This window comes from Mumia zhuanghuii (assembly GCF_042681565.1).
Taxonomy (GTDB): domain Bacteria; phylum Actinomycetota; class Actinomycetes; order Propionibacteriales; family Nocardioidaceae; genus Mumia.
Genome location: NZ_JBHUFT010000002.1, coordinates 77,683 through 91,061, shown reverse-complemented (window position 1 = coordinate 91,061; position 13,379 = coordinate 77,683). Strand labels below are relative to the sequence as shown.

The window sequence follows — 13,379 nt, the reverse complement described above, 5'->3', positions numbered from 1 at the left end:
GGCTAACGCGCCACGTGGGCGTCGCCGACGGACAGGGCCTCGTCGAGGATCCGCAGGCCGTCGCGCGCGTCGTCGTGGCCGATGTTGAGCGCGGGGACCACGTGGATGCGGTTGTAGTTGACGAACGGGAGCAGCCCGTTCTTCTTGCACGCGGCCACGATCTCGTTCATCGCCGGGCTCGAGCCGCCGTACGGAGCCAGCGGCTCGCGCGTCTGCGGGTCGGCGACCAGCTCCAGCGCCCAGAAGGCCCCGATGCCGCGGACCTCGCCGACACACGCGTGCTTCGCGGCGATCTCGGCGAGACCGGGTCCGAGGACGTCGGTCCCGAGCGTCGCCGCCGCCTCGACGATGCGCTCGTCCTTCATCGTCTCGAGCGTCGCGACGGCGGCCGCGCACGCGAGCGGGTGGCCCGAGTACGTCAGGCCGCCGGGGTAGACGCGCTCGGCGAACGTGTCGTAGATCGGCTCGGAGATGATGACGCCACCGAGCGGGACATAACCCGAGGTGATGCCCTTGGCGAAGGTGATCAGGTCGGGCTTCGCGTCGTACAGGTCGAGCGCGAACCACGTGCCCGTACGCCCGAAGCCGGCCATGACCTCGTCGGCGATCCAGACGATCCCATAGCGGTCGCAGATCTCGCGCACACCCTCGAGGTAGCCCGGCGGCGGCGGCATGATGCCGGCGGTCCCGGGGATGGTCTCGAGGATGATCGCGGCGATCGTGGCCGGACCCTCCATCTGGATCGTGTGCTCGAGGTGGGCGAGGGCGCGCTCGCACTCCAGGGCCTCAGTCGTCGCGTGGAACTCCGAGCGGTAGAGGAACGGCCCGAAGAAGTGGACCACTCCGTCGGCGGCGTAGTCGTTCGGCCAGCGCCGCGGGTCACCGGTGAGGTTGACCGCCGTCTGTGTCCCGCCGTGGTACGACCGGTAGCGGCTCAGCACCTTGCGGCGGCCGGTGTGCAGCCGCGCCATGCGGACCGCGTGCTCGACGGCGTCGGCGCCGCCGTTGGTGAAGAAGACGCGGTCCATCCCCTCGGGAGCGAGCTCGGCGATGAGGTGCGCGGCCTGCGAGCGGGCCGCGTTGGCGTGCTGCGGCGCGATCGTGCACAGCGTCGCCGCCTGGTCCTGGATCGCCTTCACGACACGCGGGTGCTGGTGGCCGATGTTGGTGTAGACCAGCTGCGACGAGAAGTCGAGGTAGCGCTGGCCCTGGTCGTCGACGAGGTAGCTCCCCTCGGCGCTCTCGACCACCATCGGCGTCAGAGACGCCTGCGCCGACCACGAGTGGAAGACGTGCGCGCGGTCGAGCTCGTACGTGCGGTTGCTCATCGAGATCCTTTCGCTGGTTGAGCTCTGTCGAAACCCGCTCAGCTGTTCTTCGGGAAGGCGAGCTCGAGGCCGCCGACGGGCTTGACCGCGGGGTCGCCCCAACGGGAGGTGACCACCTTGCCACGGGTGAAGAAGTGCACGCCTTCGGTGCCGTGGGCGTGGCTGTCGCCGAACAGCGAGCTCTTCCAGCCGCCGAAGGAGTAGTACGCCATCGGGACCGGGATCGGGACGTTGATGCCGATCATGCCGACCTCGACGTCGTACTCGAACTTGCGTGCCGCACCGCCGTTGCTCGTGAACAGCGCGACGCCGTTGCCGTACTGGTTCGCGTTGATGAGCGCGACAGCCTCGTCGTACGTGTCGACCCGGACGACCGAGAGCACCGGACCGAAGATCTCGTCGGTGTAGACGCTCATGTCGGTGGTGACGTTGTCGAGCAGCGTCGGGCCGAGCCAGAAGCCGTCGGCGCCACCGTCGGCGACGACGTCACGACCGTCCACGACGAGCTTGGCGCCCGCCTCCTCACCGGCGTCGACGTACGAGGCGACCTTGTCGCGGTGCACCTGCGTGACAAGCGGGCCCATGTCGGCGCCCTCGGTCCCGTCGCCCGTACGCAGCGTGCGGGTGCGGTCAGCGATCTTCGCGACGAGCTCGTCGCCGACGCCACCGACGGCGACGACGACCGAGATGGCCATGCAGCGCTCGCCGGCCGAGCCATACCCGGCGCTGACGGCCTGGTCCGCGGCGAGGTCGAGATCGGCGTCGGGCAGGACGACCATGTGGTTCTTGGCCCCGCCGAGGGCCTGGACGCGCTTGCCGGACTGGCTGGCGCGCTCGTAGACGTAGCGGGCGATCGGGGTCGAGCCGACGAAGCTGATGGCCTTGACGTCGGGGCTGTCGAGCAACGCGTCGACGGCCACCTTGTCGCCCTGGAGGACGTTGAAGACGCCGTCGGGAAGTCCCGCGTCCTTCCAGCGCTCGGCGATCCAGAGCGCGGCGGACGGGTCCTTCTCGCTCGGTTTCAGCACGACGGTGTTGCCCGCGGCGATCGCGATCGGGAAGAACCACATCGGCACCATGGCCGGGAAGTTGAAGGGGCTGATGATGCCGACCACGCCGAGCGGCTGGCGCTTGGAGTGGACGTCGACGCCCGTGGAGACGCCCTCGGAGTAGCCGCCCTTGAGCAGGTGCGGGATGCCGCACGCGAACTCGACGACCTCGATACCCCGGGTCACCTCGCCGAGCGCGTCGTCGAGCACCTTGCCGTGCTCGGCGGTGATCAGGGCGGCAAGTTCCTCCTTGCGCGCATTGAGGATCTCGCGGAACGCGAAGACGATCTGGGTCCGCTTGGTGATCGAGGTTTCGCCCCACGCACGGGCGGCTGCTGCGGCGGCGCCGATGACGCGCTCGGCGTCGGCCTCGTCGGCGAAGGCGACCTGTGCGGTCACGGCGCCGGTGGCGGGGTTCGTGACGTCACCGGTACGGGCGGACGCCGTCTCGGCGCTGCCGAGGTACGGGGCGCCGTCGAGCCAGTGCGGGATCAGGGTCGAAGTGCTCATGGGTACGAGCGTGAGCCCGCAGGCCCCCGTACGGCAACTGACGACGTGTCACCGACAACCTCCCGCAGGAGACGGACTGTCCGGAGCAGCTCACCGGCGCGGGAGGCCACGCTCCACCATGAAAGCGACGGCAGGATTCATCCGTACAGGAATGAGCTCGGTCGAGGGATGTTCGTTCGCCCACACACGGAAGAGCTCATCGACAAACCCCTGACCGACCATGTCCACACGGTCGAAGTCCAGCTCCACCTGATCGAACTCCTCCAGTCCGACCGCAAGCCGCTTCGCTTCGCTCCGACTCACGAACTCCGAGCCGATCTCGAACAGCTCGATCACGGGCCTCGATCGGGCGAACTCATGATTCGTCGTGAACTCGGCGAAGACCTCAGCGAGATGACGCTCGGTCGCGAGCGCGATCGCGAGCCTGACGGTCGTCCCTGTCACCACCTCGGAGATCCCGACCCCGATGTCGTCGCGCAGGTTGTCGACGAACCAGCGCAGACCGTTGCTCGCCAGTTCGAACGTGTCGACCGCCTTGGAGGTGAAGAAGATGCCCTCCCCCGTGTGCGCCTCGCTCATCGTCGTCCGCTTCCCCTTGGTCAGCTCGGCGATCGAAGCGAAGAGGTCAGGGAGCTCGAACGAGTCCCGGAGATGCGCCAGCGTGCCGACCCCGTCATCGGCAATCTCGATCCACAGGACACCGCCGTCGATCCCCACCTGCACGTCGACGTGATACCCGCTCGAGTGATCGATGGCATTGTTGAGGATCTCGGTGAAGGCATAGCCAGCGATCACACGGGCACCCGGCAGCGACTCGAGCTCGCCGAGCGTGAGGCGGACATCGCGCCAGACGAGATCCTCGGCCAGGTCGGCCAGGTCGAGCCTCTGGCGTGACCGAGGCACTCTCGCACGGTCAGGGACCACTTCTGCCAGGCGATGAGCGCGGTACGACGCGACTGCGAGGGCCCGATCGAACCGTCGATGCCCGCCGGCTGTCCGCACCGAGGGGGTCACTTCTGCGTCAGCCAACTGCCGCACGCGGCTCACCGACAGCCCGAGAAGCCGCGAAAGCGCACCGATGCCGAGGACCTCTCGATCCACTGCCTACCTCCCTGCGGAATCTACATCTGGCGACTTTTCCTCGGCCAAACCTCCACACACGCGCGCGACCAGCGCCGACTACCGACGATCCGTCGCCCCGCTCACGCGCGGCGGCGACGAACCGTACGCTGATCCCGTGCCTCTCCCGACCTTGCGCGCCGTCCTCGCCTCGGACGCCGTCCGCGCCGCCAAGCCCGAGGTCCTTTCCGGTGCGGACCGGCTCGACCGCCCGGTGCGCTGGGTCCACGTGAGCGAGGTGCGCGAGGTGACCGGGCTGCTCACCGGCGGCGAGCTGCTGCTCTCGACCGGGCTGGCGATGCGCGGCGGCGGCAAGGACGCCGCGGCGTACGTGGCCGATCTCGTCGAGGCCGGTGCAACCGGTCTGATCGTCGAGGTCGGCGACGCGTTCCCGGAGGTCCCCCTCGCCGCGCTTCGCGTGGCTCGCGAGCGCCGCTTCCCCGTGATCGCGCTGCGGCGCAAGACCCGCTTCGTCGAGATCACCGAGCAGGTGCACCGCGCGATCGTCGCCGAGCAGTACGAGCGGGTCGACTTCGCGCGACGGGTGCACGAGCGGTTCACCGCACTCAGCCTCGAAGGCGCCGGCGCGCAGGCGATCGTCGAGGCGACCGCCGAGCTCGCCGGATCCTCCGTCGTCCTGGAGGACCTCTCCCGGCACGTCGTCGCGTACGCGGCCGTCGGCCGGCCAGCCAGCGGTCTGCTCAAGGACTGGGAGAAGCGCTCCCGCCTCGTTGCTCCCACCGGGACCGCGGGGCTGACCGGACCTGAGGGATGGATGGTGACGCCGGTCGGGCTCCAGCAGCGCTGGGGCAGGCTCGTCGTCGTCAACCCCGCGTCCGACCAGGCACGTCTGGCGATGGTCCTCGAACGCGCCGCGCAGGCGCTCGAGCTCGGCCGGATGGCGGAGAGCGACAGGTTCGGCATCGCCCACCAGGCGCAGGGCGGCTTCCTCTCCGAGCTGGCCGATGGTCGCATCCGCGACGACGCCGAAGCCGATGCCCGAGCGCGCTCACTCGGGCTGCCGCCCGCCGCCCCGTACGTCGCGCTCGTGGTGCGATCGGCGCCCCGCGGCACGAGCCCGACCGACCCCGTCGCCGTCCACCGCCGCGCCCGCGGACTCCTCGAGCGCGTCGCCCAGGCGGCACGCACCGTACGGGTCCCCGTCCTCCTCGGCTCGCTCGGCCCGGCCGAGGTCGCCGTCCTCCTCGCCGCCGGCGGCCGCCCCGAAGACACCGCGCTGGAGGCGTTCGCCGACGCGTTGCACGTGCAGGTCCTGCGCCAACCCGACCTCGACGCCGTCGCCGTGGGCGCAGGCGAGCCGGCCGCCACTCTCCTCACCGCCGGCGCGAGCCTGCGGCACGCCCGGCACGTCGCCGAGGTCGCGCATGCGCTCCCGCCCGGCCGTCGGCGCCCGTTCTTCCGCGCCCGTGACGTCCGACTCCGGGGTCTCGTCGCCCTGCTGCACGACGACCCTCGGGTGCAGGCCTTCGCGGAGTCCGAGCTCGACCACCTGCTCGTCCACGAGGCCACGCACGACGACGGCATGCTCGCCCTGCTCCGCCAGTACCTCGCCGTCGGTGGCAACAAGACCGAGCTCGCCCGGGTCAGCCACCGCAGCCGCCCCGCGCTCTACAAGCGTCTCCACCGGCTCGAGCAGATCCTCGAGGTCGACCTCGACGACCCCGACTCCCGGCTGGCTCTCGGCGTCGCGCTGATGGTGCACGACCAGCGCCGCTGACTAAAGGACTGCGCATGGGCCGCAGCCTCCCGTAGCCGCTCCTGCTGGGGCTCGTCGCTCCGTTCCGATGAGAACAGCAGACGGTCCGACCGGCGACAGGACGTCACGGCGGACCTCGCCGCGGTGACACACCGGCTGTTGTCCGCGCCCGGATGTCGTGCTGGAATCGCCGCATGACCGCACCGCGCGCCTTCGATCCCCGCAGCATCCCCGCCGGCCAGTACGTCGCAGGGCGCTTCCTCGACGGCTCCGGACCCGAGGACGTCGTGGTCACGAACCCGGCGACCGGCGAGGTGGTCCGGAGCTTCGCGTCGGCGACGCAGTCCGACGTCGACGACGCCGTGTCGGCGGCCGAGCAGGCGTATCCCGAGTGGTCCGGCGCGACGCCGGGTGAGCGCAGCGCGGCCATGCACGCCCTGGCGGCCCGCCTGGAGGAGATCGCGAGCGAGCTCGCCGCCGCCGAGACCCTCCAGACCGGCAAGTCGATCCGGATGTCGACGGAGTTCGACGTGCCCGGGACCATCGACAACACCGCCTTCTTCGCCGGCGCAGCGCGCAACCTCGAAGGCAAGGCCACCGGTCGCTACTCCCCCGACCATGCGTCGTCGATCCGCCGTGAGTCGCTCGGCGTCGTCGGCTCGATCGCCCCTTGGAACTACCCGCTCCAGATGGCGGCCTGGAAAGTCCTCCCCGCCATCGCCGCGGGAAACACGATCGTGCTCAAGCCCGCCGAGATCACGCCGTTCACCTCCCTGATGTTCGCCCGTGCGGCAACCGAGGCAGGGATCCCGGACGGCGTCTTCAACGTGGTCAACGGTCCCGGCCGGTCGACGGGCACCGCACTCGTCGGCCACCCCGACGTCCGGATGGTCTCGTTCACCGGCTCCACCGCGGTCGGCAAGCAGATCGCGACGACCGCTGCGGCCTCGGTCAAGCGCGTCCACCTCGAGCTCGGCGGCAAGGCGCCGTTCGTGGTCTTCGACGACGCCGACCTCGAGGCCGCCGTCAGAGGCGCCGTCGCCGGCTCGCTCATCAACGGCGGTCAAGACTGCACGGCGGCTACCCGGGCGTACGTGCACGCGAGCCGCTTCGACGACTTCGTGAACGGGGTGGCGGAGCTGATGCGCAAGGTCGTGATCGGCGATCCGACCGATCCTGCGACCGACCTCGGGGCGCTCAGCTCGGCGGCGCACCGCGACAAGGTGGCCGCGATGGTCGAGCGCGCCCGCGCCGCCGGCGCCGACGTGGTGTGCGGCGGCAGCGCGCCCGACCGCCCGGGCTTCTACTACGAGCCGACGTTGCTGACCGGGCTCCCGCAGGACGCGGAGGCCGTCCAGAACGAGATCTTCGGCCCCGTCCTGGTCGCGCTCCCCTTCGACTCCGACGACGAGGCGATCCGACTGGCGAACGACACTCCGTACGGGCTCGCCGCGTCGGCGTGGACCCGCGACGTCTATCGCGCGCAGCGGGCGGCGGCCGAGATCCAGGCAGGCTGCGTGTGGATCAACGACCACATCTCGATCGTGTCCGAGATGCCGCACGGCGGCTATAAGCAGTCCGGCTACGGCAAGGACATGAGCACCTACTCGTTCGACGAGTACACCCAGGCCAAGCACGTGATGCAGGACCTCACCGGCGAGCCGCGCAAGGGGTGGCACAGCACGGTCCTCACCGCATGACCTCTGACAGGAAAGTCGGCCCTTCCGAAGATAGATAGATAATCTACGGGTATCATCCCGTAGCATGAGCCCGTGGATCCCATGCCTCCCATCGACCGGAACGACGTCCGCTTCCAGGTCGGGATGCAGCTGCGCGAGCTGCTCCGCCTCGCCCCGTCGGTCCATGCACGCCTCGCCTCCGACATCGGCATCGGCATCACGGACGCCCAGGCGCTCGACCACGCAATGGCGGCACTCCCGGACCCGATGGGTGTCGGCGACCTCGCCCACAACCTCGGCATCCGCTCGGCCTCTGCGACGGTGGCCGTCGACCGCCTGGTCTCGTCGGGCCACATGGAGCGTGCCTCCCATCCGACGGACAAGCGCCGGACGAGCCTGGTCCCGACCGACTCGGCGTACACCGACGCCGCACGCGCGGCCGCTCCGCTCATCACGGCCATCCGTTCCCTCACCGGAGAGCTCGACGACGAGGTCGCGGACCAGATCCACGTCTTCCTCGCCGAGGCGATCGACCTGCTGCGCGGCTTCGCCGACCACGACGACACAGAAGAGTCGCTCGGGGACCCATCCTCGAGCGCCTGAGCGACGAACCACCTGCATGGGACGACGCAGGGGGGTCCGATGAGGCGCCGCGCGGCGGTGATCGGTGCGGGGGTGTCCGGCCTGACGGCCGCGTACCTGCTCCAACGTGCCTACGACGTCACGGTGTACGAGGCCGACGACCGTCTGGGGGGCCACGCCCACACGCACGACCTGCTCGACGCGCACGGCCGTACGGTCGGCGTCGACAGCGGCTTCATCGTGCACAACGAGCAGACCTACCCGCACCTCGTCCGGCTCTTCCATGAGCTCGGCGTCGCGACCCAGGCCTCCGAGATGAGCATGTCCGTCCGCTGCGACGGCTGCGGTCTGGAGTACGCAGGGGCACGAGGCCTGCCGGGCCTGCTCCCGACAGCGGGGCACCTGGCCCGCGGCGCGTACCTGCGGATGCTTGCCGACATCCCACGCTTCCACCGTGCCGCGCGCGCCCACCTCGACGACGGCGCCGACACCGGGCTCACGCTCGGCGCCTTCCTCGACCGCCACCGCTTCAGCGCCTACGCCCGTCAGCACTTCGTGGTCCCGCTCGTCTCCGCGGTGTGGTCGTGCGACGCCGAGACCGCCGCCGCCTATCCCGCCCGCTACCTCTTCCAGTTCCTCGCCCACCACGGGATGCTCTCCGTCTCCGGCTCACCGCCGTGGCGGACGGTCGTCGGCGGGTCGGCGCGATACGTCGAGCGGCTCTCGAAGGGGCTGACCGCCACCCACACGTCCCTGCCCGTACGGGCGGTGGCGCGCGTGCACGACGGCGTCCTCGTCCACGACGCCGACGGCGACCACCGCCGTTTCGACGTCGCGGTCGTCGCGACGCACGCCGACGACGCGCTCCGCCTGCTCGCCGATCCGACGCCGGACCAGGTCGCCGCGCTCGGCCCGTGGCGCTACTCGCGCAACGCGACCGTGCTCCATACCGACACCCGGGTGATGCCGCGGCACCAGCGCGCCGCTGCGTCCTGGAACTACCGGATGCCTGCCTGCGACGCCCGGTCGTCGGCGGTCCGCGTCAGCTACGACATGAACCGCCTCCAGCGGCTCGATCCTGAGCCCCGATGGTTCGTCACGCTCAACGACGACGGCGGCGCGGTCGCAGAGGACCGCGTCCTCGCTCGGATGGACTACGCACACCCGGTCTTCACCCCGGAGTCCGTCGGGACTCAGCCGATGCTGCCCACGCTGAACGACGGCGTGCTCGCCTTCGCCGGCGCCTACCACGGCTGGGGCTTCCACGAGGACGGCTGCCGCTCGGGAGTGCAGGCCGCCGAGAGCCTGGGGGTGCGGTGGTGACGGCGCGCTACGACGTCGTGGTCCGACACCAGCGGCGCGGGCCCGTCCGGTACGCGCTCCGCTCGCGGCAGGCGTACTGGCTCGTCGACCTCGACGAGGTGCCACGGCTGCCACGTGGGCTGCGCTGGCTGACCGGCTTCCACAGCGCCGACCACCTCGGCGACTCCGCGCGCACGATCCGCGAGAACCTCGACTCCTGGCTCGCAGAGTCCGGTGTTCCTCGGCCCGCTCGGGTGAGGATGCTGGCGCAGCCGCGCATGCTCGGCCACGCGTTCGACCCGCTGACGGTGTTCTGGTGCCACGGGGCCGACGACGCGGTCAGCCACGTCGTCGCCGAGGTGCGCAACACCTACGGCGGTCGCCACTGCTATCTGCTCCAGCCCGACGCCGACGGCCGCGCCGAGACCGACAAGGCGTTCTACGTCTCCCCGTTCAACCCGGTCGAAGGCCGGTATGCGCTGCGCGTCCCCGAGCCCGACGACGCACTGATCGTCGTCATCACGCTCGACCGGCCGGGCCACCCGCCGTTCACCGCGACCATGACAGGCACTCGCAGCGCTAACGCGTCGCTCTGGCGTGCTCCGCTGCGACCGTGGCGCACCCGCGGCGTGAGCGCCGCGATCCGGTGGCACGGCATCCGCCTCTATCTCAAGGGCCTGCGCCCGTTCCCTCGAGGAGGACACGCATGACCACACTGCGACTCGCCCCGACCCACCACCTCGGCGGCGCCAACGTCGACATCGATCCCGCGCGATGGCCGTACGTCGCCGAGGTCCCGCGGAGCCGCCTGCGCGCCGTTGCGGCCCGCGTGGTCGTCGCGGGTGCCGCGCGACGGCTCCCGCTTCGGCTGCGCTGGCCCGACGGGACGGTACGAGGCGCAGGCGGGCCGGACGATCCTGAGCTCCGGCTCGTCCGGCCTGACGCCTTCCACGAGCGGCTCGGCTCCCGCGGGCTGATCGGGTTCGGGGAGTCGTACATGGCGGGCGACTGGGAGGCCGACGACCTCGCCGGAGTCCTCACGGTGCTCGCGGAGCATGCGGCGACGCTCGTCCCGCGTCCGCTCCAACGCCTGCGACGGTTCGCGGTGCCTCGCCGGCCCCGCGGCGACGCCAACACGCGTGACGGGTCGCGCGCGAACATCGCGCACCACTACGACCTGTCGAACGACCTCTTCCGCACCTTCCTCGACCCGACCCTCAGCTACTCCGCGGCCCTCTTCCCGGAGGAGCCCGCGCTCCACGCGCTCGGCGAGCCTGTCGATCTCGGCTCCGAGACGCTCGCCGACGCGCAGCGCCTCAAGGTCGCCCGGGTGCTCGACCTCGCCGGAGCCGGACCGGGCACTCGGCTCCTCGAGATCGGCACCGGGTGGGGCGAGCTCGCGCTCGAGGCAGCCGACCGCGGCGCCGAGGTCACGACGATCACGCTGTCGCAGGAGCAGGCGACGCTCGCGCGCAGGCGCCTCCTGGACGCCGGGCTCGGCGACCGCGTGCGGGTGCTGCTGCAGGACTACCGCGACACCCAGGGCAGCTACGACGCGATCGCCAGCGTCGAGATGATCGAGGCCGTCGGCGCGGAGCACTGGGACGAGTACTTCGCGACCCTCTCGCGCCTGCTCGCGCCCGGCGGGCGGGTCGGGCTCCAGGCGATCACGATGCCGCACGACCGAATGCTCGCCAGCCGTGACACCGGCACGTGGGTGCTCACCTACATCTTCCCGGGCGGCGCCCTCCCGTCGAAAGAGGTCGTCGCGGAGTGCACCGAGGCGGCGGGGCTGCGCATCGACTCGGCGTTCTCGATGGGGTTGCACTACGCCGAGACGCTGCGCCGCTGGCGTGCCCGCTTCGAGGCACGCGCCGACGACGTGGCGGCGCTCGGGTTCGATGCGGTGTTCCGGCGGATGTGGTCGTTCTACCTCGCCTACTCCGAGGCCGGCTTCCGCTCCGGCTATCTCGACGTCGTCCAGTACGGCCTGGTGAAGCCGGCCGACGATCCCCAGGAAGGTCCGACCGCATGAGCGAGACCACCCCGTACGGGGCCGCGCACCGGCTCCTCGACCTCGTCACCCCCTTTCTCGGCGCCTCACCGCCCGTCCGGGTCCGGGCGTGGGACGGGAGCACGGCGGGGCCGTCCGACGCGCCGCTGCTGGACGTCCGTTCGCGCCGTGCCTTGCGGCATCTCCTCTGGTCTCCGGGCGAGCTCGGGCTCGCGCGGGCTTACATCGCGGGCGACCTCGACGTCCCGGGCGGGGCCGACGCGCTCGCCGACGGCCTGCGGACAGTGTGGGACGGCGTCGCCGACCGTCCCGCGCCCACGCGGCCGGGCTGGCGCACGTGGGTGGGCGCCTTCCCGGCCGCGCTGCGCCTGGGCGCCTTCGGCCCCAGACCACGTCCGCCGGCCGGCGAGATCCGGCTGGACGGCGAACGCCACACCCGCCGCCGCGACGCCGACGTGATCGCCGCCCACTACGACCTGTCGAACGCGTTCTACGCGTTGTTCCTCGACCCGACGATGGCGTACTCGAGCGCCTCCTACCGCGCCGACGACGTCACCCTGGAGCAGGCGCAGACCGCCAAGCTCGATCTGATCTGCGACAAGCTCGGGCTCACTGAGGGACAGACGTTGCTCGACGTCGGGTGCGGCTGGGGCTCGCTGGCGCTGCACGCGGCCGAGCACCGCGGTGCCCGGGGCGTCGGCATCACGCTGTCCGCGCAGCAGCACGCGTACGTCACGGAGCAGGCACAGCGGCGCGGCCTCGCCGACCTCGTCGAGGTTCGGCGCCAGGACTACCGGGTGCTCGACGCCCTCGACCGTACGGCGGACGGGCGCGGCTTCGACGCCGTGGCCTCGATCGAGATGGGCGAGCACGTCGGCGAGGAGAACTATGCGACGTACCTCTCCGTCCTGCGCCACCACGTCCGGCCGGGCGGCCGGGTGCTCGTCCAGCAGATGTCGCGCCGCGCCGGCTCAGCACCGGGTGGAGGGCCCTTCATCGAGACCTACATCGCGCCCGACATGCACATGCGACCGCTGCCGGAGACACTCGCGTACGTCGAGCGGGCAGGATTCGAGATCCTCGACGTCGAGGCGATGCGTGAGGACTACGTCCGTACGGTCGCCGACTGGCAGGCGGCGTACGAGAAGCGCTTCGACGAGGCGGTCGCGCTCGTCGGCGAGGAGCAGGCCCGGATGTGGCGGATCTATCTCGTCGGCGGCGGACTCGCCTTCGCGCAGGGCCGGATGGGGGTCGACCAGGTGCTCGTCACGAGGTCCGCCGCATGACGTCCCACCTCGACAGCGCCTTCTGGGGCGCGCTGCCGTGGACCGCGCTCGGCGTCGTCGCGGTCCTCGCCGTCACGTACCTCGCGTCGAAGGTCGCCGGCAAGCACGCCGTCATCGACGTGGCGTGGGGGCTGCTGTTCTGCGCGGTCGCGGTGGTCGCGTTCGTCGCCTCGGCGGGGCACGGCGACGATGCGCGCCGCTGGCTCCTCCTCGTGCTGGTGCTTGTGTGGGGTCTGCGGCTCGCGGTCCACATCGGCCGGCGCAGCCGCGGGGCCGGTGAGGATCCGCGCTACGAGGAGTTCCTGCGCGACCGAGGCGAGCTCGGCATCGTCGCCGTCGTGTACGGCTTGCAGGGTGTGCTCGCGTGGGTGATCTCGGCGCCCGTCCAGGTCGGGATGTTCCTCGACGCCCCGCTCGGCGCACTGGCGTACGCGGGTGTCGTGGTCTGGGGCATCGGGATGGTCTTCGAGGCGGTCGGCGACTGGCAGCTCGACCGCTACAAGGCCCAGCCGAAGGATGCGCGCCCGCCGGTGATGGACCGCGGCCTGTGGGCCTGGACGCGGCACCCGAACTACTTCGGCGACGCCTGCGTGTGGGTCGGGCTGTTCCTCGTGACGGCCGACCGCTGGCCGGGCGCGCTGACCGTCTTCGCGCCGGCGCTCATGGTCTACCTGCTGGCGTTCGGGTCCGGCAAGAGGGTGCTCGAGCGCCGGATGTCGCAGCGCCCCGCCTACCGCGACTACATGCGCCGCACTTCCGGCTTCCTCCCTCTCCCGCCGAAGCGCTGACGGGG

The 13,379-nt window shown here is 71.2% G+C and carries 11 protein-coding genes; 8 read left to right on the top strand and 3 right to left on the bottom strand.

Features of this window, described 5'->3' with window-relative positions:
• Positions 1–2 precede the first annotated feature (2 nt).
• The 3 genes from ACFSDF_RS03565 to ACFSDF_RS03555 form a co-directional block, all read right to left on the bottom strand.
• Positions 3–1,328: an aspartate aminotransferase family protein gene (locus ACFSDF_RS03565; RefSeq protein WP_377156209.1), complete on the bottom strand. Its 1,326-nt coding sequence runs from the start codon at positions 1,326–1,328 to the stop codon at positions 3–5.
• 38 nt (positions 1,329–1,366) lie between these two features.
• A complete protein-coding gene (locus tag ACFSDF_RS03560; RefSeq protein WP_167006622.1) occupies positions 1,367–2,887 on the bottom strand; it encodes a CoA-acylating methylmalonate-semialdehyde dehydrogenase in 1,521 nt (506 codons plus the stop codon).
• A gap of 90 nt (positions 2,888–2,977) precedes the next feature.
• Positions 2,978–3,790: an STAS-like domain-containing protein gene (locus tag ACFSDF_RS03555; protein WP_377156207.1), complete on the bottom strand. Its 813-nt coding sequence runs from the start codon at positions 3,788–3,790 to the stop codon at positions 2,978–2,980.
• A gap of 334 nt (positions 3,791–4,124) precedes the next feature.
• Here ACFSDF_RS03555 and ACFSDF_RS03550 point away from each other — a divergent pair, with 334 nt between their 5' ends.
• The 8 genes from ACFSDF_RS03550 (at position 4,125) to ACFSDF_RS03515 (ending at position 13,374) form a co-directional block, all read left to right on the top strand.
• Positions 4,125–5,744, top strand: coding sequence for a PucR family transcriptional regulator (locus tag ACFSDF_RS03550; protein WP_377156205.1), 1,620 nt, complete (start codon positions 4,125–4,127; stop codon positions 5,742–5,744).
• A gap of 173 nt (positions 5,745–5,917) precedes the next feature.
• Complete coding sequence (locus ACFSDF_RS03545; protein WP_167251306.1) at positions 5,918–7,423, top strand: gamma-aminobutyraldehyde dehydrogenase; 1,506 nt, start codon at positions 5,918–5,920, stop codon at positions 7,421–7,423.
• 81 nt (positions 7,424–7,504) lie between these two features.
• The gene (locus ACFSDF_RS03540) at positions 7,505–8,005 is read left to right on the top strand and encodes a MarR family winged helix-turn-helix transcriptional regulator (protein ID WP_377156620.1); all 501 of its coding nucleotides are present in this window, start codon (positions 7,505–7,507) and stop codon (positions 8,003–8,005) included.
• A 39-nt stretch (positions 8,006–8,044) separates the two neighbouring features.
• Positions 8,045–9,307, top strand: coding sequence for an NAD(P)/FAD-dependent oxidoreductase (locus tag ACFSDF_RS03535; protein ID WP_377156203.1), 1,263 nt, complete (start codon positions 8,045–8,047; stop codon positions 9,305–9,307).
• Positions 9,304–9,996, top strand: a complete 693-nt coding sequence (locus tag ACFSDF_RS03530; protein WP_377156201.1) for a DUF1365 domain-containing protein — start codon at positions 9,304–9,306, stop codon at positions 9,994–9,996. Before ACFSDF_RS03535 ends, ACFSDF_RS03530 begins: the two co-directional genes overlap by 4 nt.
• The gene (locus ACFSDF_RS03525; RefSeq protein WP_377156199.1) at positions 9,993–11,321 is read left to right on the top strand and encodes a class I SAM-dependent methyltransferase; all 1,329 of its coding nucleotides are present in this window, start codon (positions 9,993–9,995) and stop codon (positions 11,319–11,321) included. The genes ACFSDF_RS03530 and ACFSDF_RS03525 overlap by 4 nt, the downstream gene beginning before the upstream one ends.
• Entirely contained in the window at positions 11,318–12,586 is a 1,269-nt protein-coding gene (locus tag ACFSDF_RS03520; protein WP_377156197.1) for a class I SAM-dependent methyltransferase, read from the top strand. The genes ACFSDF_RS03525 and ACFSDF_RS03520 overlap by 4 nt, the downstream gene beginning before the upstream one ends.
• The gene (locus tag ACFSDF_RS03515) at positions 12,583–13,374 is read left to right on the top strand and encodes a DUF1295 domain-containing protein (RefSeq protein ID WP_167006683.1); all 792 of its coding nucleotides are present in this window, start codon (positions 12,583–12,585) and stop codon (positions 13,372–13,374) included. Before ACFSDF_RS03520 ends, ACFSDF_RS03515 begins: the two co-directional genes overlap by 4 nt.
• The last annotated feature ends 5 nt before the right edge of the window (positions 13,375–13,379 follow it).